The organism is Mycobacterium paragordonae (assembly GCF_003614435.1).
In the GTDB taxonomy this organism is placed as follows: domain Bacteria; phylum Actinomycetota; class Actinomycetes; order Mycobacteriales; family Mycobacteriaceae; genus Mycobacterium; species Mycobacterium paragordonae.
This window is the reverse complement of sequence record NZ_CP025546.1, coordinates 4,292,112-4,317,736: the sequence shown is the minus strand read 5'-3', so window position 1 is coordinate 4,317,736 and position 25,625 is coordinate 4,292,112. Positions and strand designations below refer to the sequence as shown.

Annotated in this window: 25 protein-coding genes; 17 read left to right on the top strand and 8 right to left on the bottom strand. The window is 67.4% G+C overall.

The features are described 5' to 3' along the window. Positions 1–279: 279 nt before the first annotated feature. From C0J29_RS19650 to C0J29_RS19635, 4 genes are all read left to right on the top strand, one after another. Positions 280–1,209: a class I SAM-dependent methyltransferase gene (locus tag C0J29_RS19650; protein WP_120793293.1), complete on the top strand. Its 930-nt coding sequence runs from the start codon at positions 280–282 to the stop codon at positions 1,207–1,209. Then, on the top strand, positions 1,206–1,832 hold the full coding sequence (locus C0J29_RS19645; protein ID WP_120793292.1) for a class I SAM-dependent methyltransferase: 627 nt from the start codon (positions 1,206–1,208) through the stop codon (positions 1,830–1,832). The genes C0J29_RS19650 and C0J29_RS19645 overlap by 4 nt, the downstream gene beginning before the upstream one ends. A gap of 106 nt (positions 1,833–1,938) precedes the next feature. After that, on the top strand, positions 1,939–2,415 hold the full coding sequence (locus C0J29_RS19640; RefSeq protein ID WP_162951514.1) for an ATP-binding protein: 477 nt from the start codon (positions 1,939–1,941) through the stop codon (positions 2,413–2,415). A gap of 108 nt (positions 2,416–2,523) precedes the next feature. Then, on the top strand, positions 2,524–2,973 hold the full coding sequence (locus C0J29_RS19635; protein ID WP_120793290.1) for an anti-sigma factor antagonist: 450 nt from the start codon (positions 2,524–2,526) through the stop codon (positions 2,971–2,973). Positions 2,974–2,988: 15 nt separating this feature from the next. Here the strand turns inward: C0J29_RS19635 and C0J29_RS19630 are convergent, their stop codons facing one another. From C0J29_RS19630 to C0J29_RS19620, 3 genes are all read right to left on the bottom strand, one after another. Next, a complete protein-coding gene (locus tag C0J29_RS19630; RefSeq protein WP_242460483.1) occupies positions 2,989–5,274 on the bottom strand; it encodes a SpoIIE family protein phosphatase in 2,286 nt (761 codons plus the stop codon). 405 nt (positions 5,275–5,679) lie between these two features. Beyond that, the gene (gene hypB / locus C0J29_RS19625; protein WP_120793289.1) at positions 5,680–6,519 is read right to left on the bottom strand and encodes a hydrogenase nickel incorporation protein HypB; all 840 of its coding nucleotides are present in this window, start codon (positions 6,517–6,519) and stop codon (positions 5,680–5,682) included. 12 nt (positions 6,520–6,531) lie between these two features. Then, positions 6,532–6,873 (bottom strand): hydrogenase maturation nickel metallochaperone HypA, encoded by a 342-nt coding sequence (locus tag C0J29_RS19620; RefSeq protein ID WP_065044708.1) that lies wholly within the window; start codon positions 6,871–6,873, stop codon positions 6,532–6,534. A gap of 175 nt (positions 6,874–7,048) precedes the next feature. Here C0J29_RS19620 and hypF point away from each other — a divergent pair, with 175 nt between their 5' ends. The 5 genes from hypF to C0J29_RS19595 all read left to right on the top strand — a co-directional run bounded on the left by hypF (position 7,049) and on the right by C0J29_RS19595 (position 12,339). Beyond that, the gene (gene hypF / locus C0J29_RS19615; protein WP_120793288.1) at positions 7,049–9,340 is read left to right on the top strand and encodes a carbamoyltransferase HypF; all 2,292 of its coding nucleotides are present in this window, start codon (positions 7,049–7,051) and stop codon (positions 9,338–9,340) included. After that, a complete protein-coding gene (locus tag C0J29_RS19610) occupies positions 9,331–9,606 on the top strand; it encodes a HypC/HybG/HupF family hydrogenase formation chaperone (RefSeq protein ID WP_065044710.1) in 276 nt (91 codons plus the stop codon). Before hypF ends, C0J29_RS19610 begins: the two co-directional genes overlap by 10 nt. Beyond that, complete coding sequence (hypD, locus tag C0J29_RS19605; RefSeq protein WP_120793287.1) at positions 9,603–10,706, top strand: hydrogenase formation protein HypD; 1,104 nt, start codon at positions 9,603–9,605, stop codon at positions 10,704–10,706. Before C0J29_RS19610 ends, hypD begins: the two co-directional genes overlap by 4 nt. Then, the gene (hypE, locus tag C0J29_RS19600) at positions 10,699–11,766 is read left to right on the top strand and encodes a hydrogenase expression/formation protein HypE (protein WP_120793286.1); all 1,068 of its coding nucleotides are present in this window, start codon (positions 10,699–10,701) and stop codon (positions 11,764–11,766) included. The genes hypD and hypE overlap by 8 nt, the downstream gene beginning before the upstream one ends. Positions 11,767–12,018: 252 nt before the next feature. After that, a complete protein-coding gene (locus tag C0J29_RS19595) occupies positions 12,019–12,339 on the top strand; it encodes a DUF3761 domain-containing protein (protein WP_120793285.1) in 321 nt (106 codons plus the stop codon). A gap of 10 nt (positions 12,340–12,349) precedes the next feature. Here the strand turns inward: C0J29_RS19595 and C0J29_RS19590 are convergent, their stop codons facing one another. The 3 genes from C0J29_RS19590 to rpe are packed head-to-tail and all read right to left on the bottom strand — an operon-like array spanning position 12,350 to position 15,780. Beyond that, complete coding sequence (locus C0J29_RS19590) at positions 12,350–13,060, bottom strand: HAD-IA family hydrolase (RefSeq protein WP_242460482.1); 711 nt, start codon at positions 13,058–13,060, stop codon at positions 12,350–12,352. 6 nt (positions 13,061–13,066) lie between these two features. Then, on the bottom strand, positions 13,067–15,073 hold the full coding sequence (gene tkt, locus C0J29_RS19585; protein ID WP_120793283.1) for a transketolase: 2,007 nt from the start codon (positions 15,071–15,073) through the stop codon (positions 13,067–13,069). Beyond that, positions 15,070–15,780 (bottom strand): ribulose-phosphate 3-epimerase, encoded by a 711-nt coding sequence (gene rpe, locus C0J29_RS19580; RefSeq protein WP_120793282.1) that lies wholly within the window; start codon positions 15,778–15,780, stop codon positions 15,070–15,072. The genes tkt and rpe overlap by 4 nt, the downstream gene beginning before the upstream one ends. Before the next feature lie 164 nt (positions 15,781–15,944). On the opposite strand from rpe, the gene C0J29_RS19575 reads away from it, so the two are divergent. Next, positions 15,945–16,613, top strand: a complete 669-nt coding sequence (locus C0J29_RS19575; protein WP_120793281.1) for a response regulator — start codon at positions 15,945–15,947, stop codon at positions 16,611–16,613. Positions 16,614–16,615: 2 nt separating this feature from the next. Then, positions 16,616–17,797, top strand: coding sequence for a GAF domain-containing sensor histidine kinase (locus C0J29_RS19570; RefSeq protein ID WP_120794847.1), 1,182 nt, complete (start codon positions 16,616–16,618; stop codon positions 17,795–17,797). Here C0J29_RS19570 and C0J29_RS19565 read toward each other — a convergent pair. Further along, positions 17,785–18,783 carry a class I fructose-bisphosphate aldolase gene (locus tag C0J29_RS19565; protein WP_120793280.1) on the bottom strand — a complete coding sequence of 333 codons (999 nt, stop codon included), beginning with the start codon at positions 18,781–18,783 and terminating at the stop codon, positions 17,785–17,787. The two genes, C0J29_RS19570 and C0J29_RS19565, sit on opposite strands and share 13 nt — an antisense overlap. A gap of 149 nt (positions 18,784–18,932) precedes the next feature. Between C0J29_RS19565 and C0J29_RS19560 the strand changes: the two genes are divergently transcribed. From C0J29_RS19560 to C0J29_RS19545, 4 genes are read left to right on the top strand one after another with little or no spacing between them, the layout of a single operon-like run. After that, the gene (locus tag C0J29_RS19560; RefSeq protein WP_065044718.1) at positions 18,933–20,363 is read left to right on the top strand and encodes a form I ribulose bisphosphate carboxylase large subunit; all 1,431 of its coding nucleotides are present in this window, start codon (positions 18,933–18,935) and stop codon (positions 20,361–20,363) included. Positions 20,364–20,373: 10 nt separating this feature from the next. Then, positions 20,374–20,799 carry a ribulose bisphosphate carboxylase small subunit gene (locus C0J29_RS19555; protein WP_065044719.1) on the top strand — a complete coding sequence of 142 codons (426 nt, stop codon included), beginning with the start codon at positions 20,374–20,376 and terminating at the stop codon, positions 20,797–20,799. Further along, positions 20,796–21,758, top strand: coding sequence for a CbbX protein (gene cbbX / locus C0J29_RS19550; protein WP_065044720.1), 963 nt, complete (start codon positions 20,796–20,798; stop codon positions 21,756–21,758). Before C0J29_RS19555 ends, cbbX begins: the two co-directional genes overlap by 4 nt. Next, positions 21,755–22,657 carry a LysR family transcriptional regulator gene (locus tag C0J29_RS19545; RefSeq protein ID WP_065044721.1) on the top strand — a complete coding sequence of 301 codons (903 nt, stop codon included), beginning with the start codon at positions 21,755–21,757 and terminating at the stop codon, positions 22,655–22,657. Before cbbX ends, C0J29_RS19545 begins: the two co-directional genes overlap by 4 nt. Before the next feature lie 54 nt (positions 22,658–22,711). Here C0J29_RS19545 and C0J29_RS19540 read toward each other — a convergent pair whose 3' ends face one another. Continuing rightward, entirely contained in the window at positions 22,712–23,773 is a 1,062-nt protein-coding gene (locus C0J29_RS19540; protein WP_120793279.1) for an AraC family transcriptional regulator, read from the bottom strand. A gap of 260 nt (positions 23,774–24,033) precedes the next feature. Between C0J29_RS19540 and C0J29_RS19535 the strand changes: the two genes are divergently transcribed. Together C0J29_RS19535 and C0J29_RS19530 are read left to right on the top strand one after the other, a co-directional pair. Next, positions 24,034–24,585: a DUF1641 domain-containing protein gene (locus tag C0J29_RS19535; RefSeq protein WP_120793278.1), complete on the top strand. Its 552-nt coding sequence runs from the start codon at positions 24,034–24,036 to the stop codon at positions 24,583–24,585. 65 nt (positions 24,586–24,650) lie between these two features. Then, entirely contained in the window at positions 24,651–25,622 is a 972-nt protein-coding gene (locus C0J29_RS19530) for an NADH-quinone oxidoreductase subunit B family protein (RefSeq protein WP_055580998.1), read from the top strand. The last annotated feature ends 3 nt before the right edge of the window (positions 25,623–25,625 follow it).

Here is a 25,625-nt window from a genome sequence, read left to right as displayed (position 1 = left end):
CCCCTGGCTGGGCGTGGAGCGTCGAGTTGAACGAGTGTGTGTTCGTGGCTCCGGCCGCGAACGGACCCGGGGGCCCCGGTGGGCCCGGCGGCCCTGGCGGACCCGGAGGTCCCGGCGGGCCGGGCGGTCCCGGAGGCCCGGGCGGACCTGGCGGCCCCGGCCGCTAGATTCGCATCGCACGGGTGAGCTGCTTCACATCTGTTTCCGGGACACGGTCATTAACCTAGCTAAGTGTTAAACTAGCTAAGTATATTTTGGCCGAGCATTTGGGAGACACGCGTGCCACGTACTGAGAACGACACCTGGGACCTGGCTACCAGCGTGGGGGCGACGGCGACCATGGTGGCCGCGGCCCGCGCGATCGCGAGCAACACGGACGACCCGGTCATCAACGACCCGTTCGCTGAGCCGCTGGTTCGGGCCGTCGGCGTGGACTTTTTGACCCGCTGGGCCACCGGCGATCTGGCCGCTGCCGACATCGACGACGAGGATTCGAGCTGGAAGCTGGAGCACATGCCCGCCGCGATGGCCGCGCGGACCCGCTTCTTCGACTCGTTCTTCCACGACGCGACGCAGGCCGGCATCCGGCAGGCGGTGATCCTCGCCTCGGGTCTGGACGCCCGCGCCTACCGTCTGAGCTGGCCGGACGACATGGCCGTGTTCGAAATCGACCAGCCGGAAGTGATCGCCTTCAAGACGGCCGCCCTGGCCGAACTGGGTGCTGCCCCGACCGTCGACCGGCGCACGGTCGCCATCGACCTGCGGCAGGACTGGCCCGCGGCACTTCGACAGGCTGGCCTGGACCCCACTCGGCCTACGGCATGGATCGCCGAGGGGCTGCTCGGGTATCTGCCGCCGGAGGCGCAGGATCTGCTGATGGACAACATCACCGCCCTCAGCGCCGCCGGCAGCCGGCTTGCGGTGGAGGCGATGCCGTCCCGGCCGGAGCGGGACTTGGAGGAAGCGCGGGAGATGATGCGCCGATCCACCGCCAAGTGGCGCGAGCACGGGTTCGAATTCGACTGGGAAGACGTCGGCTTCGAGGGTGAGCGCAAGGACGTGGCCGACTATCTCGACGGGCTGGGGTGGCGCTCGATCGGTACCCCGATGAGTCAACTGTTGTCCGACAACGGACTCCAGGGCCCGCCTGCCGACGACTCGGTGTCGATGGCCGACACCATCTACTACACGTCGGCGCTGGATAAGTGAGCGCACCCCGCCGCACCCTGAACAATGCGGTCACCGGCATGTGGAGCGTGCTGTCCCCGGCCTACGACCTGCCGTTCCTGCAGCACTGGGTCTACCGGCCGCCGCATGACGAGGTGATCGCCCAGCTGCGCGCCCATCAGTCCCGCAGAATCGCCGATATCGCCTGTGGAACGGGTGTGCTCAGTGCCCGGATCGATCGGGAACTGGATCCTGACGAGATCTACGGCGTCGACATGTCCGATGGCATGTTGACGCAGGCGCGCGCCAAGTCCGACCGCGTGCACTGGTTGCGTAGCCCGGCCGAGCAGCTTCCGTTCGACGACGACGCCCTGGATGCGGTGGTGACGACCTCGGCCTTTCACTTCTTCGACCAGCCGGCGGCGCTGCGCGAATTTCATCGTGTACTGGCACCGGGTGGCCTGGTTGCGGTGGCGACTCTGAGCGCTCGACAGCACTTGGTGCAGGTTCCCAGTCGCTGGAAACCGCAGCACAATCCGCCACCGGAGGAGATGCGGGCCCTGTTCGAGGACGCCGGATTCACCATCAGTGACCAGCACCGCGTTCGTCGTCCGATCTGGACCCAGATCATCTCGGACCTGATCACGGTCGGCACCAAAAGCTAGGTTCGCCGTAACGCGGCGGTCACGATAGGACGACAAGACCCCAAAATCTATGGGGGACGGATCACATCAGGTGTATCCGCAGAGCCATTCGGGTAGCCGACTAGCCGTGAGCGGTTCCACGTCAAATGATCCCGTCGGTATCGGAGATGCCGACGAATTATGGCACGCGCACACTGGCACTGCGGACGCGCGGACCGTGGCGGCCTTCCGCCACTCCTTCGGCGAATGGTTGGACCGTCACCTGGAGCTGGGCGAGGAGCGGGTAGCCGACATCGTGCTGGCCACCGACGAAGCGATGTCCAACTGCGCCGATCATGCTTATCGCGTCGTCAACCAGGTCGGGACCATGACATTGCAGATTGTCTACTACCCGGCCACCACCGAGTTGCAGGTCAATGTGGTCGACCACGGGCGCTGGTTGGAACCCGATTTCGACCCGTCCAGTGTGCGTGGTCGCGGCATCGTGTTGATGCGCGCACTCGCCGATGACTGCGCCATCGACGGCGGTCGTGACGGCACCACCGTCTGCCTCCGGTTTCACGGCTGCCCGCCCAAGAGTTACGTCTTCAGCCAGGCAAGTTGAAGCCGGGGTTTCAAGTACCGCGATTACGGCTAATCCTCGACAGGTTCCAGACAAGGGGCTGCCCAGCGTCTGTCCACAGCAGTGGGTCCTGATACCGAGGAGCGCGTGATGAGTCTTGCCGCCACCGAAGTGTTTGCCGCTCCCTTACGGTTGAGCGCAAAGCTGGTCTCCGAACTGGGCGCGGAAACCAGCACCCTGCGGGCGGCGGTCCAGGGCTTCGAAGCCGCGGTCATCGTGTACGTCGGCGGCGAGATCGATGCCCTGAACGACGAGACCTGGCGTTTGCTGCTGACGGAGGCTTCGGCATTTGCCAGCGCCCCCCAACTGTTCATGGTCGATGTCAACAGCGTGGATTTCATTTCGTGCTCGTCGCTGCTGGCCCTGGCCGAGGAGGCCAACCGGTGCCGGGAACGCGGTGTCGGGATGTGCCTGATCAGCCTGCAGCCGACCGTAGCGCGCACCATCGCGGTGTGCGGGCTCAGCGACGTGCTGCCCGTGCACGAGACCGCTCCGCAGTGTCTGCAACTCGTTGAGCACGGGCGCGAGCAGGCCAGCTAATCTGCTGATCGCGTCTTAGGGCCGGCGCAGGGCGACGACCGTTACGTCGTCGTCGATGTTGCCCGAGGCCATCTCCGTCCAGATCCAGGACGCCGGAGCGGTATTGGCACGGCCGAGGGTCTGAGCCAACCGATCCAGACCGTCGTCGATCGACTCGCCGCGCCGCTCCACCAGCCCGTCGGAGTACAGCACCAGCCCATGGCCCGGCTCCACGGTGAAAGCGCTCGGCTCATACCGCACGCCTTTGATGCCGATGGGCGGCGAAAGCCGAATCGGTGCTTGCGTCGCGCTCGGCGCGGCGTTCGTCAGGTAGGGCTTCAAGTGACCGGCGCAGGCCGCCTCCACGTACCCCGAGGAAAGGTCGACCCGGGCGGCGACGACCGTGGCGAACGCGCCGGGCATCATGTGCAGGCAGAAGTCGTTCAGCTGCGCCAGGGCGTCAGCGGGCGTGGCACCGGCGAACAACAGGGCCCGCAGGGCGTTGCGCAACTGTGCCATGGTCCCGGCAGCGGTGATGCCGTGTCCGGCCACGTCGCCGATCAGCACGACCAACCGGCCGTCACGCAGCTCGAACGCGTCGTACCAGTCGCCACCGACGTTGTCGCCGGCGGCGGGCTCGTAGTGTGCCGACAGGTGCCAGTCCGGCAATGCCGGGATCGACTCGGGGAGCAGGCTGCGCTGCACCCGCTCGGCTACCCGCAGGGCGCCCCGGGTGCGGCGGTACAGCGCTTCCACCAGGTGGCGCCGCAGCGACTCGGCAGACTCCGTTTCGCTCAGGGTCCACGGGTCGCTGCGGAGGCGGACGACCTCGCGCCAGCGGTCGAATGACTTACGCGGGCTGAGCCGGACTTCGTCACCCTCACCGCGGACGATCGTCTTGTTGTGCGGGTCGCCGCCCCAATCCACGGAGCGCAGCACCTCACGCCGGAACCAGATGGCGCACTGCCCGTCGGGCAGGTTCAGCGCGAGTGCGCCGGCGGCCAACTGCCGGTCGAGGTTGAGTTCGGGCAACTCGTGCGCCAGGCAGTCGGTGCTGGCGATTTCGTCTCCGGCACCGCGTGCCCAGGTTGCGACAGCGGACACGATCTGTTGCGGCGGGACCGAGCCATGCGTCCGGTAGTCGCCCGCAATGTCGACGACGACACCGTCGGCGGGCACCAGGTCCAGCAGGTCGGGCGCGCCGAGCAGCGCCGCGGAAAGCGGCTCTCCGTCGTCCAGGGCGGCGGCCGTGAGTTTGGCCAGTACCGCCTGGGCGGACAGTCGCTTGTGCAGTTGGTCGCCTTCGAACCGGTCGACCAGCCGGAGCGACAGGGTTGATCCGAGGAACTCCGCGGCCGCCCGCGTGCCGAACGGCGGCAGATGCGGACCGGCGTAGTGGTGGCAGGCGATGAGGCCCCACAACCGGCCGTGGCGCAGCAACGAAATCGACATCGACGCATGTACGCCCATGTTCTGCAGATACTCGATGTGAATCGGCGAGACGCTGCGCAAGGTGGCGTGGGTGAGGTCGAGGGGCGCACCGGAATCGGGGTCCATGGCCGGGACCAGTGGTGCGGGCGTGTAGTCGACATCGTCGATCAGCCGCAACCAGTTCTTTTCGTACAGCGCCCGCGCCTGAGCCGGGATATCGGTGGACGGGTAGTGCAAACCGAGGAACGAATTGAGGTCTTCGCGCTTGCACTCGGCGACCACCTCGCCGTTGTAATCCTGGTCGTAGCGGTACACCATCACCCGATCGAAGCCAGTGAGGTCACGCACCGCGCGCGCGGCGATCGCGTACAGCTCGGCCAGCGAGTCGGCCCGGTTGAGCTCCTCCACCGAGCTGCGCACCGCCTGATAGGTGTTGGGGAAGGAGAACGGCCGCTCGCCGTAAGCGATTTCGATCTCGACCAGCAGAACGCCGCCGGGTCCACGGTGCAAGATCGCGTCGAAGGCCCGGGACTGCCCGTTTACGTCGATGTCGCACTCCAGCGGGTTGCGCTGGCTCAGATCGCCGAAGGTAGCTGCGGCCTGCTCAACCCGGCTTGCCTGCTCGGCGCCCATCAGTACCGACAGGGGCCGGCCTACCACATCGGCGACCGACCGCCCGAGCACTTCGGCGACATTCGCGCTGACCTGGCGTACCTCGAAATCGGGTTCGCGCACCACCGCGAGCACGCCGCGCGGCTGGATGCTGCCGGGGATGTGAATGGGCTCGCGGGCGCAGTTGTCCAAATCGATCGGGGTGCCGACCGGAAGCAGGTCGGGCACCGTCTGACCGTCCGGTATCGACGGCGCGAGACGCGGCTGGCTGCTGGTCACGGCGCTACCGAATCGGTTCTGGTTACCGCCTGCTTGGCAGAGAGCCGACGCACAAGCACAAAATACTCCCGCGGCCCCGCGAGGGGCGTCGCTTTAGTCGGCGGAAAATAATTCGGGCGGATGCCCGCATCCGAGAATTCAATCCGCGCAATATCGACAGGCTGGTAACTCAACCTATAGACAATCTACGCATATGCACGCGTGCCCGCCACGCGGGCCGTCGGCGTTGCGCGTTCTTTTCGCGGGGTTCCGGCGTGTTACCCCGAACACGCCGTGCAGGAAAATTTGGATGAATATTGGGCGGACCAATGGCTTTCGCTGTCTGCCGGCGAATCTGCCACATATTTCAAGTGCCTTCAGGAGCGCCCGCTGACCGTCGGCAATCTCACACTGCTGCCGGCCGCGCTACCTCCTGTGCGCACCCAACCCGGCGAACTGGCGCAACCAGTCGAACCATGCCGCCATGCCCTCGCCGGTGCGTGCGCTCACCGGCAGAATCGTGGCGGTCGAATTCACCTGCCGAACATGGTCGATGTAGGTGTCCACATTCGCGTCCAGGTGGGGAACCAGGTCGATTTTGTTGAGCAACACCACGTCGACCGACCGAAACATCACCGGGTATTTCAGTGGCTTGTCCTCGCCTTCGGTGACCGAGTAGACCATCGCCTTGGCGTGCTCGCCGACGTCGAATTCGGCGGGGCAGACCAGGTTTCCGACGTTCTCGATGACCACCAGATCCAGCTGCGGCAGGTCGAGTCCCTGCAGAGCGCGGTTGACCATGGGGGCATCGAGATGGCACTCGCCGCCGAACCCGTTGTTGGTGTTGAGCAGCGAGATCTGGGCGCCGCGGCCGCCGAGTTTGGCGGCGTCGAGGTCGGTGGCGATATCGCCCTCGATCACGCCCACGGTCAGGTCGCCGGCCAATTCGTCGAGAGTCGCGGCCAACACCGTGGTCTTGCCGGAGCCCGGCGAGCTCATCAGGTTCAGGGCGCGGATGCCGTTGGCTTCGAAGGCTGCGCGGTTGATGTCGGCGCGGGTGTCGTTCTCGGCGAAGATCGACTCCAGCACCTCGATGCGCTGCGAGCCGGTCGAATAGCCACTGTGGTCGCCGTGGTCGTGGCCGTTGGAGTCGTGATCGTGGTGCTCGTGCTCGTGCGCGTGCTCGTGTTCGTGTTCGTGGTGGTCGTGTCCGTCGTGCTCGTGGCTGTGCACCGTGCCGTCGTCGTGCCGGTGAAATCTACCCATCTGCCTGACCTTTCATGACACCTGGACCGAGGTGACCAGAAACTCGTTGCCCCGGACCACCTCCACATCGGCACTCTCGCACTCCGGGCAGCACACCGACCAGCGAGACTCGATCGGCGACCGTTGACCGCAGCCACGGCACTGCACCTCGGCGGTGACGAATTCGAGTTCCAGCGCGGTGCCGGCCATCGTGTCGTCGAGGTGTTCGCACACCAGTGACCAGCAAAATTCCAGCGACTCGGGCACCACCTGGCGCAGGGCACCGACCTGGACCCGGACCACGTCGACGTGACGCCCCTCCGCATGCGGCCTGACCACGCCCGCGATGGCATGGCAGAGCGACAATTCGTGCACTACACCATGCTGCCCCCTCGGGGTTATCGGTGTCGCGAAGATTGGGTGCGGAAAAACGCAGACTTTGTGTGCGAAATTGTGATTGTCGGCACATTTGGGCCGGTCTAGCCTGAGCGAGACCGCCCGTGCCGCCAGCCCTGTAGGCACGGGGGTCCTTGCTGCTCAGGAGGTTCTGATGGGCAGTCGGAGTGGCACGGTGACAAGCGTGCGGTTGCGACTCGACATTGCGGGTGTGGTCCAAGGCGTCGGATTCCGCCCCGCTGTCGCGCGCATTGCCACGCGGCACGGCCTGTCCGGCTGCGTCTACAACGACTCCGGGTCGGTGCACTGCGAGTTGGAGGGCGCGCCGGATGCGGTTGACGCCGCGACGCTCGAGATCAGCACCGATCACCCGCCGATGGCCCGCATCGATTCGATCCGGACTACCCCGGTGGCCCCGACCGGTGAGCCCGGGTTCCGGATCGTCAGCAGCCGCAGCGGCGACGACCGCCGCACCCTGGTGCCACCCGACATCGCGATCTGTGCCGACTGCCTGCGCGAACTGCGCGATCCCGGTGACCGCCGGTACGGCCACCCGTTCATCACGTGCACCAACTGCGGCCCCCGCTACACGGTCATCACCGACCTGCCCTACGACCGCCCCGCGACCACCATGGCGCGTTTCCCGATGTGCGCGCGGTGCGCGACCGAATACCGCAACCCGCTCGACCGCCGCTTCCACGCGCAGACCATCGCCTGCCCGGACTGCGGGCCGACCCTGTCCTGGCACGGCCCCGGCGCCGGCGGCGATCCGATTGGTGCCGCCGCCGCCGCGATCGATGACGGCCTGATCGTCGCGGTGAAGGGGATCGGCGGGTTCCACCTCGCCTGTCGCGCCGACAGTCCCGCCGCGGTATCCGAATTGCGGCGACGGAAAACCAGGCCCGCCAAGCCGTTTGCGGTCATGGTCGCTGATGTCGCTGCGGCTGAACGTATTTGCGTGGTTGACGGGGAGGTGGCGAACCTGCTGCGGTCGCCGGCCGCACCGATCGTGCTGCTGCCCGGGCGGAGCGGTCCGGTGCAGGCCGCGGTCGCTCCGGGTCTGTCGGAAATCGGTGTGATGCTGGCATATTCGCCTCTGCACCACCTGCTGTTCGACCGGTTGGGCCCGGTTCCGCTGGTGATGACGTCGGCCAACAGCGGCGGATCGCCGATCGTCTTCCGCGATGCCGACCTGAGCTGGATCGACGGGCTCGCGGACGCGGTGCTCACGCATGACCGCCCCATTCACGTTCCGTGCGAGGACTCGGTGCTCGCTGTCGACGGCGACGGCAGTGTGGTGCCGATCCGGCGTTCCCGCGGCTATGCGCCACTGCCGGTCTCGGTGCCGGTGACGACGACCCGCGAGCCGATCCTGGCCACTGGCGGCGACCTCAAGACCACGTTCTGCCTGATGTCTCCCGACGGGCACGCGCACATGTCGTCGCACCTGGGCGACATGGCCGACCCGCGCACCCAAACCTGTTTCGAATCCGCGCTGGACCACCTGGCATTCATGACCGGCAGTCGTCCGGGCCTCATTACCTGCGACCTGCATCCGGCCTATGCGACCACCAATTGGGCGCGCCGGCAGGGGCGGCCGGCGGTGCAGATTCAGCACCACCACGCCCACGCCGTGTCGTTGCTCGCCGAGCACGGACGGCTGGGCACGCCGATGCTCGCGGTCGCGTTCGACGGCACCGGATACGGCACCGACGGATCCATCTGGGGCGGTGAACTCCTGATGGTCACTGACCCCGCATCGTTCACCCGAATGGGCCACCTCGCGCCGTTCGCCCTACCGGGCGGTGACGGGGCGGTCCGCCGGCCCGGCCGGATCGCGCTCGATCTGCTGCATCGTGCGGGGATCGACTGGGCGCCAGGCATTCCAGCGGTCGAGTGGATGACTGACCAGGAACTGCATGTGCTGGCTCAGCAGATACCGCGGGGCATCGGTTGTGTCCCGACCAGCAGCATGGGCCGCTTGTTCGACGCGGTGGCCAGCCTGCTCGGCGTCTGCCAGGAGGTGACCTACGAGGGACAGGCGGCCGTCGAACTGGAGCACCTGGCCCGTCGCGGTCGCGCGGTGCCGTTGGAATTCGGCGTCGCGGCAGGTGTTTTGGACCCGGTGCCGCTGATCGTCGGGTTGGTCCGCGGGTTGGGCGAGGGCACCTCGCCGGCCGATCTGGCCGCGGGCTTTCATGAAGCGGTGATCGCGGCGACCGCACAGGCGGTGTGCCAGTCCGCGGCAGGGATCGGCACCGTTGGGTTGACCGGTGGTGTTTTCGTCAACCGGATACTGCGCGAGGGATTGCGCAGTGAGTTGACCGACAAGGGATTTGAGGTTTTGACGCACGCGGTGCTGCCATGCAACGACGGCGGTCTCGCGTTGGGTCAGGCCGTCATCGCGGCGCAGCAACAAGAAAGGGGGACCAGCATATGTGTCTAGGAATTCCCGGCAAGGTAGTCGACACCTGGGAGGAGGCGGGGACGCGAATGTGCACCGTCGACTTCGGCGGCACCACCAAAACGGTGTGCCTGGCGTACCTGCCGGACATGCAGATCGGTGAATACACGATCGTGCACGCAGGGTTCGCGATCACCCGACTGGATGAGGCGTCGGCGCAGGAAACCCTGCGGATGTTCGAAGAACTCGGGGTGCTCGACGAGGAGTTGTCCGGCGACCAGGGTGAGATCAGGAGGGAACTGGCATGAAGTACCTGGACGAGTTCCGCGACCCGGCGGCCGCCCGCACGCTGGTCGACCACATCAAGAAGCGTGCCACCAAGACCTGGACCGTCATGGAAGTCTGTGGTGGACAGACGCATTCGATCATCCGCAACGGGATCGACCAGTTGCTGGAGGGTGCGGTGGAATTCATCCACGGGCCGGGCTGCCCGGTCTGCGTGACGCCGCTGGAGATGATCGATCGGGCCCTGGAGATCGCGGCGCGCGACGACGTCATCTTCTGCTCGTTCGGCGACATGCTCCGAGTGCCGGGCAGTCGCGAGGACCTGTTCGGTGTCCGGGCCCGGGGCGGTGACGTCCGCATCGTCTACTCGCCCCTGGATGCCACCCGGGTGGCCGCGGACAACCCCGACAAAGAGGTGGTGTTCTTCGGGGTCGGCTTCGAGACCACCGCGCCGGCCAACGCGATGGCGGTGGTACACGCTCAACGACTCGGACTCACCAACTTCTCGATGCTGGTGTCGCATGTGCTGGTGCCGCCCGCCATGACGGCGATCCTCAGTTCCCCGACCAACCGGGTCGAGGGTTTCCTGGCGGCCGGGCACGTCTGCACGGTGATGGGCACCGGTGAATACGGCCCGCTCGTCGACGAATTCCACGTTCCCATCGTGGTCACCGGTTTCGAACCGCTGGACCTGCTCGAGGGTGTCCGCCAGGTGGTCGACCTGCTGGAGGCCGGAACACCGGAGTTGCGCAACGCGTATCCACGCGCGGTGACCGCCGCGGGCAATGCCGTTGCCCAACAGACCCTTTCCGAGGTCTTCGTGGTGACCGACCGGCAGTGGCGGGGTATCGGCATGATCCCCAAGTCGGGGTGGACCCTGTCGCCGCGCTACGCGCAGTTCGACGCCGAGTTGAAGTTCGGAGTGGGACACCTGCGCGTGTCGGAGTCCGCCGAATGCCGTAGCGGGGAGGTGCTGCAGGGCCTGCTGAAGCCGAATGAGTGCCCGGCGTTCGGCAAATCCTGCACACCGCGGACGCCGCTGGGTGCGACCATGGTGTCCAGTGAAGGCGCCTGCGCGGCCTACTACCAGTTCCGGCGGCTGGAGGCGCCCGCACATGCCTGAGCCCCCCGTCGCGATCGATCCCGCGGACTGGGTGTGCCCGCTGCCGTTACGCGAGACGAAACGCATCGTGCTCGGTCACGGCGGCGGCGGTGTGCTGTCCGAGGAACTGATCGAAAACCTCTTCCTGCCGGCATTCGGCGGTGCGGCCGGTGTGGCGCGGGACTCGGCGCTGCTCGACGTCGCCGGCGGGCGCATCGCGCTGACCACGGATTCCTATGTGGTGCAACCGCTTTTCTTCCCCGGCGGCAACATCGGAGACCTGGCGGTCAACGGCACTATCAACGACTTGGCCTGCAGCGGAGCCCAACCCATCGGGCTGACGGCCGGGTTCATCCTCGAGGAGGGTTTGGAACTCGACGTGCTCGGCGCCGTCGCGGAGACCATGGGCAAGGCCGCCGCGAGCGCCGGCGTCGGCATCGTCACCGGCGACACCAAGGTGGTAGCCAAAGGCGGCGCCGACCAGATCTTCGTCAACACCGCCGGGGTCGGGGTGGTCCCACCGGGCGTGCACATCGGACCGGAACGGGCGCGGCCCGGCGACCACATCATCGTGTCGGGCAATCTCGGTGAGCACGGCGTGGCGATCATGAGCGTGCGGGAAGGCATCGACTTCGGCACCGTGGTCACCACCGACAGCGCGCCGCTGCACTTGCTGGTCGCGGCCATGCTGACGGCCGGGGGAGCGGCCGTGCACACGCTGCGCGATCCCACCCGGGGCGGACTGGTCGCGTCGGTCGTCGAGATCGCCCGCGCTGCGTCGGTGGGCGTCGAACTGGACTTGGCGGCGATTCCCGTACCGGAGACGGTGTCGTCGGCATGTTCCTTCCTGGGACTGGACCCGCTGCAGGTGGCGAACGAGGGCAAGATGGTTGCGTTCGTCGACCCGTCACACAGCGAGGCCGTGCTGGATGCGATGCGGGCGCGGCCGGAGGGTGCCGATGCGGCGCTCATCGGCCGGGTGGTGGCCGAGCACCCGGGCATGGCGGTGGGTAAGACTCCGTTCGGCACCACCCAGGTGATCGAACGTCAACTGGGCGAACAGCTTCCGCGGATCTGCTGAGCACCCGGGTCAGGCCTGGGCCGTCGTAGCGGTAGCGCCGGTAGCGCCAGGTAGGTGGCACAAGCTGCGGACTTTTGATAGCGCCGGTGATATCAACTTTTTTGAGGCGGTGTGGCCGGAAATTGAGGCACTGGCCATCCAGGTAGCTGCAGCGCCATACATTGGGCGAAGACATCCGGCGATTTCCCGTCCGGCCCCCACCGCTCTGTCTAGACTCCTCAAAGTCTGAACGAAGATTCAAGCGGGGGAAACATGTTTCGTGCACTTGCGGGGGCTGGAGTCCTGGCAGTGGCCATTAGTTGTCCAGTTGTCGCGAGCGGACTCGTTGCCACGTCCGGCCACGAGTCGCCGGCACCGATCGCCCAGTGCCAACCGGGCTACTACAAGAACAGCAGCGGGAACTGTGTCGAAAGGCCGGACCAGAATCCCAGCGGCGGCACGGCAATCTGCCGCGACGGTACCGAAAGTCACAGTCAATCAAGGAGTGGTACCTGCTCAGGGCACGGGGGCGTCTCTCATTGGAGCGGCTGGACTATGAGGCATGTTTCCAGTCCCGATCGGCTGGCGATCTGACCGGGTACGACTAGGCGCGCTCTGCCCACCACCGGTCGTGCACGTCGCGGCAGCTCTCCGCCAGGAGTTGACCTGGCCGGTCGAACCCGGGTCGAACCGCCGCCGCGCCGGTGAAGTCCTGGTCGACGGTGTACCCGTTGGTGACTACCAGCGTGGCCAGCCCGGCGCCCCGTGCCGCCCGCAACCCGATCGCCGAATCCTCAACCGCCAGAACATTTTCGGGAGGTAGGGCCAGCCGGTCCAGCGCCGTCACGTACGCCTCCGGGTCGGGCTTGAGCCGGTCGACGTCGTCGCCGGTGACGATCACCTCCGCCACACCTTCCCCGACCACGTGCCGGACCAGTGGCTCGACCCAGCGTCTGCGTCCGGTCGTCGCGATCGCCACCCGCATACCGGATCTATGCAGTTCGACGATCAGCTTGGACAGCCCGGGACGGGCGCAGATCGCGCCGTTGAGCACGCGCATGGTGAACAGGGCCGTCTTGGTCCGGTGGACGTCCTCGGCCAACCGGCCGGCCCGGGTGCCGAACCCCCGCGCCCGCAGATCATGGGTGATGCGGCGGCGCCCACCCGCGATGGCCAGCAGCCGGCCGTATACCTCTGGCGTCCAGACGATGTCGAGGCCGTGTTTGGCGAACGCGTCGTTGAACGCGAGCCGATGACCGTTGCGCTCGGTATCGGCCAGCGTCCCGTCGACATCGAAGATGACCGCTTGCAGCACCACACGTCACCCGGATGCGCGCGCGATGCTGTGCAGCGCCGCTTCAGCGACCGCGGACGCCGTCAGGCCCAGGTGTGCGGCCACCTCCGGACCCGGTCCGCTGGCGCCGAACTGCTCGATGCCGATCACCGTGTCGCACGGTCTGGCCAGCGCCCGCCACCCGGTGGTGACCCCGGCCTCGATCCACACCACTGGGAGATCCGGCAACGCCGCGATCCGTTCCCGCCACATCACCGAGACGACGATCGCGGCTATCCCGCGCTCCGCCAACAGCTCTGCGGCCTGCATCGCCAGCGCGACCTCGGACCCGCTGGCCGCCAGCATCACTTGCGGGGTTTCGGCGACCGGACGCACCACCCGCATGCCGTACTCGCGGACATCGTCCACGCCCGAGCCGCCGAGTTCCGGCAGGTCCTGCCGGCTCAGCACGAGAACCGTTGGGCCGTCGGTATTGTCGGCGGCGATCTGCCAGGCCAGTGCGGTCTCGGCGGAGTCGGCCGGCCGCAGCACGGTCAGTCCGGGGATGAGCCGCAGCGACTCCAGCTGCTCGACGGGCTGATGTGTGGGGCCGTCCTCACCGACATGCACCGAGTCATGGGTGAACACGTACACCACCGGCAGCTTCATCAACGCCGAGAGCCGCAGGGCCGGCCGCAGATAGTCGGCGAACACCAGGAAGGTGCTGCCGAACGGCCGCAGCCCGCCGTGCAGAGCGATCCCGTTCATCACCGCCGCCATCGCATGCTCGCGGATCCCGAAATAGATTGTGCGACAACTGAAGTCATCCGGTGTGACGTCCCCGCCCGGGATGGCGGTGTTGGTCGAGGCGGCCAGGTCCGCCGACCCGCCGACCAGACCTGGGTACACCGCGGCCAGCGCGTTGAGCGCCTTGCCGGAGGCCTTGCGGGTGGCTGATTTTCCGCCCGCGACGGCCCCGTCGGCCAGCGGTGCCAGTACCGACAGATCGTCGGCCACCGGAATGCAGTCCAGCGGGAAATCCGTGGACAGCTGCGGATGGTCGACCTGCCACGTGGCGTGCGTCCGGGCCCATTGCGCGTGCGCCGCGGCCCCGCGGGTGGCCACCACCGCCGCGGCCGCGCCGACCGCGAGGGGCACGTGGAACTGCTCGTCGGGCCAGTCCAGGCGGGTGCGCATCGCCTGGATCACCTCCGAACCCAGCGGGCTGCCATGGGCTTTCGGTGTTCCTTCGACTCCGGGTGCCCCGAAGCCGATGGTGGTGCGCACCCGGATGAACGTCGGCCGTCCGTCACCGTCGGACGCCTCGGTGAACGCCCGGTCGAGGGCGGGAACGTCGTTGCCGTCGGCAACGCTGAGCACCCGCCACCCGTAGGCGGCGAACCGGCCCTCGACGTCGTCGGCGCAACTCTGCGAGGCCGGACCGTCGATGGTGATGTCGTTGTCGTCGAAGATCACGGTCAGCTTGCCCAGCCGCAACCGTCCGGCCAGTGACGCGGCCTCGTGGCTGATGCCCTCCATCAGGTCGCCGTCGCCGGCCAGCACCCAGGTGCGGTGGTCGACGACGGTGTGTCGCTCGGTGTTGCAGCGCGCGGCCAGCATCCGTTCGGCCAGCGCCATGCCGACCGCGTTGGCAATGCCCTGTCCCAGTGGGCCTGTCGTGGTTTCTACGCCGGGCGTGTGGCCGTATTCGGGATGGCCGGGCGTCGCCGAGCCGAGCTGACGGAACCTGCGCAGCTCGCTGACCGGCAGGTCGTAACCGAAGACATGCAGCAGGGCGTACAGCAGCATCGAGCCGTGGCCCGCCGAGAGGACGAAGCGGTCCCGGTCCGGCCAGCGCGGGTCGGCGGGGTCGTGGCGCAGGTGCCTTGACCACAGCGTCCACGCGATCGCGCTGGTGCCCAACGGCAACCCGGGGTGACCGCTGTTGGCGGCCTGCACCCCGTCGGCGGCCAGGAACCGCAGCGTGTTGATCGCGAGCTGATCCAATTCATCGGTGCGGGTTGATGTTTCGTTGGCGAGCGGTGCGATCGTCATCGGGTCACCAGTCTTTCGTTGGTTTGACGGGCGGCGGCACGGAGCGCCTCGGCGCGCTCCGGCATGGAACCGGCGAACAATGCCGAACCGGCGCAGAACACGTCGGCCCCGGCCGCCGCGGCCCGGCCGATCGTGGACGGGCCGATCCCGCCGTCCACTTCAACCTCGATTTCCAGTCCGCGACTGTCGATTTCGGCCCTGGCGGCCGCGATCTTGGGTTCCATGCTGGCCAGATAACGCTGCCCGCCGAATCCCGGGTTGACGGTCATGATCAACAGCAGGTCGGTGAGGTCGAGCACGTCGACGACCGCGGCCAGGGGAGTGGCGGGGTTGAGTGCCACACCGGCGCGGGCGCCGAGGTCACGGATGCTGGACATGGTGCGGTGCAGGTGACGACACGCCTCGGCGTGCACGATGACGATCCCGCAGCCCGCCTCCACCCACCGCGGCAGCATCGGGTCGGGATCCTCGACCATCAGGTGCGCCTCGAATCCCATCGTCACCACGTCGCGGCAGGCGGCGATCACGTCGGGCCCGAACGTCAGGTTCGGCACGAATCGACCGTCCATGACGTCCCATTGGATGCGGTCGACGCCGGCGTGCTCGATCTCCGCCACGTCCCGGCCGAGTTCGGCGAAGTCCGCCGGCAGCACTGACGCGACCAACACTGGGTCCACCACTTTCACCACCACCTCCGTTACCTCCATGGCCAAACTACGGTGGCCCGGCGCTCGCCGAATCCCCCATCGCGGGGGTAATTCGGGGGTAGAGCGGCGGGCGAGTGTGGAAGGCGCGACGTTTCACCGGCGTGTCGCGCCGGACAATTCGCACTCGGCGGATAAAAAGTTGCTATTGCCTTTATCGTTAATGCATGACGGTGGTAACCGCGACACCTGTTCGCGTCGTTTTGGTCGATGACCATGAAATGGTCATCGAGGGTCTCAAGGCCATGCTCGCGTCTTTCAGGAACCGGGTACGGGTGGTCGGGGAGGCGGTCGGCGCGGAGAATGCGATCGGCGTCATCGAGAGCCTGCAGCCCGACATCGTGCTGTGCGACGTGCGCATGCAGGGCGCCAGCGGGCTCGACCTGTGCCGCGCCATCCGGGAACGCAACCCGGCGTCCAAGGTGATCCTGCTGTCGGTCTACGAAGACGAGCAGTACCTGTTCCAGGCGCTGCGGGTGGGCGCGTCCGGGTACCTGCTGAAGGGCATCAGCAGCGACGAACTGGTGCGCCAGCTCGAGTATGTCCAGGGCGGATCGACCGCCATCGACGCCGGCCTGGCGGCGCGCGCCGCCGATACGGCCGCCCGCCTGCAGCGCGACGAATTCTGGCCGGGGGCGCGCCAGGGCCTCAGTCAGCGCGAGAGCGAGATCCTGTCGTTCGTGGTCGCCGGACTCTCCAATCGGGGCATCGCCAGCAAACTCGTGATCGGTGACGAGACGGTCAAGAGTCACCTGCGCTCGATCTACCGGAAGCTGGGCGTCAACGACCGCACCGCCGCGGTGGCCGTGGCGCTGCGCGAGGGGATCTACCAGTGAACGTGCGCGGCCTGGTGGACGCCGACCGCGAGGTGGCACTGCTGCTCGACATCGTCGCCGCCACCGGTAGCGGGCCGGCGGTCGAACCGGTAGCCGCCGCCGTTGCCCGGCTGATCACCACCGCCACCGCGTCCGACGTTTGCTTCGTGCACGTGCTAGACGACTCCGGCGGCTCGCTGACGCTGGCCGGCGCGACGCCGCCCTTCGACGAGTACATCGGGCAGGTGCAGCTGCGACTGGGCGAGGGGGTTTCCGGCTGGGTGGCGCAGCATCGCGAACCTGTCGTCATCACCAGCGGAAAAGACGAGGACCCGCGCTACGTTCCGATCGCGGCGTTGCGCGGGTCGGACTTCACCTCGATGGCGTCGGTGCCGATGGAGACCGGGCTGGGCCGGCTCGTCGGAGTGCTCAACGTGCACACCGTGGCCCGCCGCGAGTTCACCGAACGCGACATCCAACTGTTGCTGGCCATCGGCCGATTGACCGCCGGGGCCCTCGACCAGGCCCGGGTGCACCGGCAACTCGCCGCCAAGGAACGGGTGCACGGGAACTTCGCCGAGCAGGTGATCGCCGCGCAGGAATCCGAGCGCAGGCGACTGGCCGGCGACATCCACGACGGGATCAGTCAGCGCCTGGTCAGCCTCAGCTACCGGCTCGACGCCGCCGCTCGTGCCGTCGAGATCGACGACTCGGCCGAGGCCACCGAACAGCTGGAGAAGGCCAGAGACCTGGTCGACCTCACGCTGGCCGAGGCCCGCTCGGCGATCGGCGGCCTGCGCCCACCGGTCCTGGACGATCTGGGCCTGGCCGGCGGACTGGCCAGCCTGGCCTCGACCATCCCCGAGGTCGATCTCGACCTCGAATTGGCCGACGAGCGGCTCTCCGAACACGTCGAGGTGGCGCTGTACCGCATCGCCCAGGAGTGCCTGCAGAACGTCGTCAAGCACTCGAAGGCGATGACGGCCATCGTGCGCTTCTCGGTCTCCGGCGGCGAGGCCCGCCTGCAGGTCGCCGACGACGGCGTGGGTTTCACGCCGTCTCCCGGCCGGGCGCCCACCAGCTACGGGATGCTGTCGATGACAGAGCGCGCGGAGCTGGTGGGCGGCCGGCTGACGGTGCGGTCCACCCCGGGATCGGGGACCACGGTCACCGTGACCGTGCCCCTGTCCGATCAGGCCGGCTGAAGCTCACCGCGCAGCCGCAGCGCCGCGGCGTTGGCGTTCACGTGGCTGGACAACGCGTCCTGCGCGGCACCGACCTTCAGCTCGTCACCCCGCCACGCCTTGAGCGCGGGCGACACCAGGGCCCGGCCGAACGAGAACGTCAGCGGCCACGGCGTCCGGTGGGCCTGCAGCGCGGTGAGGTTTGCTGTGGCGCGCTGCGGTGTCTGACCGCCGGACAGGAAGGCGATGCCGGCCAAGTCGCCAGGCCACGCGCGCAGCACCGAGACCGTCGCCTCGGCCACCTGCTGCGCGGTGGCGGTGACGGGGTGGTCCTCACCCTCGATCACCATGTTGGGCTTGAGGACGATGCCAGCCAGGTCCACCCGCAGCAAGCCGAGCTGTTGCCGGACCGCGGCGTGCACACTCGCGGTCACCTCGGCGCACCGCTGGATGCTGTGGTCACCGGTCATCAACACCTCGGGCTCGACGATCGGCACGATGCCGGCCTCCTGGCAGGCGGCGGCGTAGCGGGCCAGCGCGTTCGCGTTGCAGGCGATCGCGCCCCAGCTCGGGGTGTTGTCGCTGATGGTGAACACCGCGCGCCACTTGGCGAACGCCGCGCCCATCGCCGCGTACCGGGCCAGCCGGGCCGGCAGGCCGTCCAATCCTTCGGTGACGGTCTCGCCGGGCAGGCCGGGGCACGGCTTGGCCCCGGTGTCGACCTTGATGCCGGGCAACATGCCGAGATCGCGGACGGCCTGAGCGAACGGTCGCCCGTCGCTGAACACCTGGGCCAGGGTCTCCTCGCAGAAGATGATTCCGGAGACCCCGCCGGCCAGACCCGGTGTGCTGGTCAAGATCTCCCGGTAGGTGCGCCGACTGTCGGCGGTGGCGGTGACGCCCGCCTGCTCCAGCCGGCTCGACATGGTCGCCACGCTCTCGTCGGCGGCGAGGATTCCTTTGCCGGGAGCGGTCATGGCCTGGGCGATCTTCCTGCATGTGTTCATGCGGCACACCGTAGAAACCGCGTCGGCTAACGGTCCTCACCCGAACGGTGGAACCGGCGGGGGTACCTTCGATACTTAATAATTTACTTCAGGTTTGATGGTCTATTCTCGATAGACAGCTTCAGTATCGCAATGCCACGATTCGAGCCATGACACAGAGATGGAACGCGGGAGTGATCCCGTACGCAGAAATGGGTTACTGGCAGCCGGACTACGTGCCGAAGGACACCGACGTGTTATGTGCCTTCCGGATCACGCCGCAAGAGGGGGTGCCCCCCGAGGAGGCGGGCGCGGCCGTCGCCGGCGAGTCGAGCACCGCGACATGGACCGTGGTGTGGACCGACCGGCTCACCACCTTCGAGCACTACCAGGCCAAGTGCTACCGCGTCGACGCGGTGCCGAACACGCCCGGGCAGTGGATCGCCTGGATCGCCTACGACCTCGACCTGTTCGAGGAGGGCTCGATCGCCAACCTGACCAGCTCGATCATCGGCAACGTGTTCGGGTTCAAGCCGCTCAAGGCGCTGCGGTTGGAGGACATGCGGATCCCCACCCATTACGTCAAGACCTTCCAGGGTCCGGCTCACGGCATCGTGATGGAGCGCGAACACCTCGGCAAGTTCGGCCGGCCGCTGCTGGGCGCCACCACCAAGCCCAAGCTCGGGCTTTCCGCCCGCAACTACGGCCGGGTGGTCTATGAAGCGCTACGCGGCGGACTGGACTTCACCAAGGACGACGAGAACATCAACTCCCAGCCGTTCATGCGCTGGCGCGACCGGTTCCTGTTCTGCATGGAGGCCGTCAACCGGGCGCAGGCCGCGACCGGCGAGATCAAGGGGCACTACCTCAACATCACCGCCGGAACCATGGAGGAGATGTACGAGCGGGCCAACTTCGCCGCCGAACTGGGCTCGGTGATCGTGATGATCGACCTGACCATCGGCTACACCGCGATCCAGTCGATGGCCAAGTGGGCCCGCGACAACGGCGTCATCCTGCACCTGCACCGAGCCGGGCACGGCACCTACACCCGGCAGAAGACCCACGGCGTCAGCTTCCGGGTCATCTCCAAGTGGATGCGGCTGGCCGGCGTCGACCACATCCACGCCGGCACCGTGGTCGGCAAGCTGGAAGGCGACCCCAACACCACCGCCGGCTTCTACGACACGCTGCGGCTGGACAGCATCAAAGCTGACCCGGTCAAAGGGTTGTACTTCGACCAGGAATGGGCGTCGATGCCGGGCGTCATGCCGGTCGCGTCGGGCGGCATCCACGCGGGTCAGATGCACCAGCTCATCCACTACCTCGGCGAGGACGTGGTGCTGCAGTTCGGCGGCGGCACGATTGGGCACCCGATGGGCATCGCCGCCGGCGCCGAGGCCAACCGGGTGGCGCTGGAAGCCATGATCAAAGCTCGCAACGAGGGCCGCGACTACTACCACGAGGGTCCCGAAATCCTGAAGAAGGCCGCTTCCCGCAACCGGGCGCTGGACACCGCGCTGGCCACCTGGGGCGACATCACCTTCAACTACGAATCCACCGACACCCCCGACGTCGTCGCGACGCCGACGAGGGTTTAAGGAGCTGGCCATGAGAATCACCCAGGGCACTTTCTCCTACTTGCCCGACTTCACCGACGACGAGATCACCGCACAGATCAACTACGCGCTCGAGCACGACTGGCCGCTGTCGGTGGAATTCACCGACGACCCACACCCGCGCAACATCTACTGGGAGATGTGGGGACTGCCGATGTTCGACCTCAAGGACGCCGCCGGCGTGCTGCTCGAGGTCAACGCGTGCCGGGCGGCCAACCCGAACAGCTACATCCGCCTCAACGCCTATGACGCGAGCTTGGGCAGGCAGACGACGGCGCTGTCGTTCATCGTCAACCGGCCCGCCGAAGAGCCCGGCTTCCGGCTGGACCGTGCCGAGCGGGCCAACCGCCAGATCGGCTACTCCACCTTCGCCTACGCCACCGAACGACCAAGCGGGCAGAGGTACGAGTCGTCATGACCGCGTTCGGCTACCGGCCGGCGCCCGCCGAACCGGACCCCGAACCCGAGCCGGAGATCCTGGACCCGGATGCCGTTGTCGACCTGGCGGCGGCCCGGGCCGACTCGGGCGTCGACGAGGTGCTGTCCGCGCTGGACCGCGAACTGGTCGGCCTGGAGCCGGTGAAGACCCGCATCGCCGAGATCGCGGCGCTGCTGCTGGTCGACCGGATGCGGGAACGGTTCGGTGTGCGGGCCGCGCAGCCGACCCTGCACATGTGCTTCACCGGCAACCCGGGCACCGGCAAGACCACCGTGGCGATGCGGATGGCCGACCTGTTGCACCGGCTCGGTTACCTGCGCCGGGGACACCTGGTGAGCGTCACCCGTGACGACCTGGTCGGGGAATACGTGGGCCACACCGCGCCGAAGACGAAGGACGTCATCAAGCGGGCCATGGGCGGAGTGCTGTTCATCGACGAGGCGTACTACCTCTACAAGGTCGAGAACGAGCGGGACTACGGCGGCGAAGCCATCGAGATCCTGCTGCAGGTGATGGAGAACAACCGCGACGACCTGGTGGTGATCCTGGCCGGCTACGCCGACAAGATGGACCAGTTCTTCTCCGCCAATCCCGGGATGCAGAGCCGTATCGCCCACCACATCACCTTCCCCGACTACACAGTCGGCGAGCTCGAGGACATTGCCGGGCTGATGATCGACGAGCTGGGCTACCGGTTCTCCGACGAGGCGCGGGCGGTGCTGCACCAGTATCTGCACCGGCGGCGTGACCAGCCGTGGTTCGCCAACGCGCGCAGCGTGCGCAACGCTCTGGAACGAGCCCGGCTGCGGCACGCGCGCCGGCTGCTGGCCGCCGTCGAAGAAGGTGCCGCCGCGCCGGTGGGCCTGGCCGAGCTGACGACGATCGAGGCGGTAGACCTGTTGGCGAGCCGGGTTTTCGAGACACGGGAGAGCGCATGACCACGAACGCACGTTTGCGGGCCCTCGTCGAAGTCGCCGACACCGGCTCGGTGCGGGGCGCCGCCGAGCGCCTGGTGGTCACCGAGTCGTCGATCTCCTCGGCGCTGCGAGCACTGAGCCAGGACATCGGCATCACGCTGGTCGACCGGCACGGCCGGGGAGTGCGGCTGACGCCGGCGGGTTTGCGCTACGTCGAATACGCGCGCCGCATCCTCGGCCTGCACGACGAGGCGATCCTGGCCGCGCGCGGCGAGGCGGATCCGGAGAACGGATCGATCCGGCTGGCCGCGGTGACGTCGGCCGGGGAGCTGCTGATCCCGGCGGCGCTGGCGTCATTCCGCGCCGAACATCCCGGCGTGGTGCTGCACGTCGAGGTGGCCGCGCGCAGCGCGCTGTGGCCGATGTTGTCCCGCCACGAAGTCGATCTGGTGTTTGCCGGCCGGCCGCCCGAGGAGCTGCGCCAGAAGGTGCGGGTGCGCGCCATCAGCCCCAACACGCTGATCGTGGTGGGCTGTCCGTCGGTTGCCGACGGGTTCGTTCCGGCGGCGGCCACCTGGCTGCTGCGCGAGCAAGGGTCAGGCACCCGCTCGACGCTGATGACGTTGCTGGAGGACCTCGACGTCGCACCGCCGCAGCTGGTGCTGGGTTCGCACGGCGCGGTGGTGTCGGCGGCGGTCGCCGGCCTGGGCGTCACGCTGGTGTCGCGGCAGGCGGTGCAGCGCGAGCTGGACTCCGGGGCGCTCGTCGAGTTGCCGGTGCCGGGAACGCCGATCAAGCGGCCCTGGCATGTGGTCAGCCAGCCCACCCCGCCGATGGCCACCGAGCTGCTGATCAGGCATTTGGTGTCGCACCCCGAACTGGGCTGGCGGCAGGTCAGCGCGGTGCGGCGCGCGTCGTAGGCTCACCCCGGCCCGGCCACGCCCCCCGACACCCGCGCGGCCTGCGAGGGCAGTTCAACGCCGCAGCGTCTCCGACGGCGCCTCGCCCCACCGCTTGCGGTACTCCACCGCGAAACTGCCCAGGTGGTTGAACCCCCAGCGTTCCGCCACAGCCGTCACCGTCACGCCGTCGGACGGCATGGCGTCCATCAGCTCCTCGTGCACCCGCTCCAGCCGGCGCTCCCGGACGTAGGTCATCGGCGTCATGTTGAGCTCCTCGCGGAAGCCCTGCTGGATCGACCGGACGCTCATGTGCACCGCCTTGGCGAGGTCGTCCATCGTGATGCGCTCGGCCAAGTGATCGTCGATGTAGTTCATCGCGTCGTGCACCACCGCCCGGCGCGGATCCGGCTGCACCGGCTGCAGGAACTCCTCGTGGTAATTGGACGGCTGCAACTGCAGCAGCGTGCTCATCACCAACTCCTCGATCGCCCCGATGCCCTGCCCGCGCTGGATCAGCGAACCCGGATGGAAAACCTCGCTGTGGATCAGCTGCACCACCGTGTGCCAGCGCATCGCGGCTTCGGTCGCCAGGTCGAATTCGGGATCGAACTCGAGCGGCTTGGTCATGCTGCGGCCCAGCAGGCGGGTTAAGTGCGCCGCCATGGCCCGCTGCTCGATCCGGATCAGCAGCTGAGGCGAGTCCAGGTCGAACTGGATGCGCAGGGCCTCGCCGGGACTGGTCACCAGCGCCCGGATGGTGTTGGCCTCGAAGCTGTAACCCCGGTGGTCGACCAGGGCGCGGCCGTTCATCGGCATGTGCACTCCGAAGTACTGGCCCAGCGCCGGAATGTCGACTGTCGCCGCCACGTGGACGTCGAGGTACAACATGCTGACGTTGCGCAGCCGCACACCGTGCATCGTCGCAGCAAACCCTTCGGAGTCCTCCGGACCAACGTGTAACGACAGCGGAGCGAGCGCCTTGGCCATCAGCCGCACGGCCTCGGTCGGGTTCTCGGTATAGAAGATTTCGTTGTCCGCCAGCGCCGGCGGGACACCACGCGAGCGCACCTTGCGTCGCACCGGATGAGCGGTGCGGCGGACGTCGATGTACCCGAGCCTGGTCAGCCGCGACATCGCTCGGCACCCCGGTAACCGGCAGGTAAATCCCCTGGCAGCAGCCACCGAGAACGTGAAGCGTTCACTAAAGAATCGGTGGCGATCATGCAAGCCTCTCAGTCAGCCAGCGCGCGCCAACGCGCTTAACTGTTCGCAATCCTGACAGCTACTGCGCGAAAGCGATAGGCACAGTCCGAACCGGCGGCTAGTTTGTGATCGAGGCCACAGTCCCTCGGAATCGGGACCCAGCCCGCCCGATTCGCCTTAGGAGGTTTCCCATGTCGGCAAACGGTCAGGTTGTCGCGCTGTCGCCGGGCGACCAGCTGCGCGACCGGCTGGACGACCCCGCGATCGCCGCGTCGCTCAACAGCCTGCTCGACCACGCCGACCTGTTGGCGATCCTGGTGACCGGCCTCGACGGCCTGGTGCGACGCGGCGACCAGATCAGCGAGTCGGTGGCCTCCGCCGTCGGCGAGCTCAAGGGTGCCTCGCTGACCGTGCCCGGCTTCGACCAGGTGAAGGCCGAGCTGGGGGCGGTGGACGTGCAGGCGCTCGCGGCGACTCTGGCATCGCTGGCATCGGCGTTGGTGGCAGCGGCGCCCACCCTGAACAAGATCCTCAATTCGCCGCTGGTCGACCCGCAAGCGGCCGACGTACTCGCCGACCTGGGCGAGGCGCTCGTCGAAGGCAAGGCAGCAGCGGCAGCCGACCCGGGTGGCCCCAAAGGCCTGTTCGGCCTCTGGCGGGTCAGCAAGGACAAAGACATCAACCGTGGTCTGGGATTCCTGGTGCAGGTAGCCCGGGCATTCGGACGGCAACTGCCGAAATAACAAAAACTTCAGCCCAACATTAAAAACGTGGTCGCGCCCTCGGCCGCAATTCGAGAGGAGTTCTTATGGCTTCCGTTTTATGGTTTCAGGGCGGGGCATGTAGCGGTAACACAATGTCATTTCTCAATGCTGAGGAACCTAATGTCGTCGATTTGATCGTCGATTTCGGGCTTGATCTGTTGTGGCACCCGTCCCTGGGCCTCGAACTCGGAAAGAACGCCCAGAAGGTGTTCTGGGACTGCGCCAAAGGCGAGCGGCCGCTGGACATCTTCGTGTTCGAGGGCACCGTCATCGAGGCGCCCAACGGCACCGGCCGGATGGATATGTTCGCCGACCGCGCGATGAAGGACTGGGTCACCGACCTGGCCGCCGCGGCCCAGATCGTGGTCGCCATCGGCGACTGCGCCTGCTTCGGCGGGATCCCGGCCATGGAGCCCAACCCGTCGGCGTCGACGGGCCTGCAGTTCCACAAGCGGGAGAAGGGCGGGTTCCTGGGCCCGGACTTCCGGTCCAAAATGGGCCTGCCGGTGATCAACATCCCGGGCTGCCCCGCCCACCCGGACTGGATTACTCAGATCATCGTCGCGCTGGCCACCGGTCGGGCCGGCGATATCACCCTCGACGAGCTGCACCGGCCCGAGACGTTCTTTAAGACGTTCACCCAAACCGGTTGCACCCGAGTGCAATTCTTCGAGTACAAGCAGTCCACGATGTCGTTCGGCGAGGGCACCCGCACCGGTTGCCTGTTCTACGAGTTCGGCTGCCGCGGGCCGATGACCCACTCGCCGTGCAACCGCATCCTGTGGAACCGCCAGTCCTCGAAGACCCGTGCCGGCATGCCCTGCCTGGGCTGCACCGAACCGGAATTCCCGCACTTCGACCTGGCGCCGGGAACCGTGTTCAAGACCCAGAAGGTCAGCGGCATGATCCCCAAGGAAGTGCCCGAGGGCTCGGACCACCTCACCTACATGGCACACGCCGCGGCCGCGCGGATCGCGGCCCCGCAATGGTCCAAGGAAGACATGTTCGTGGTCTGACGA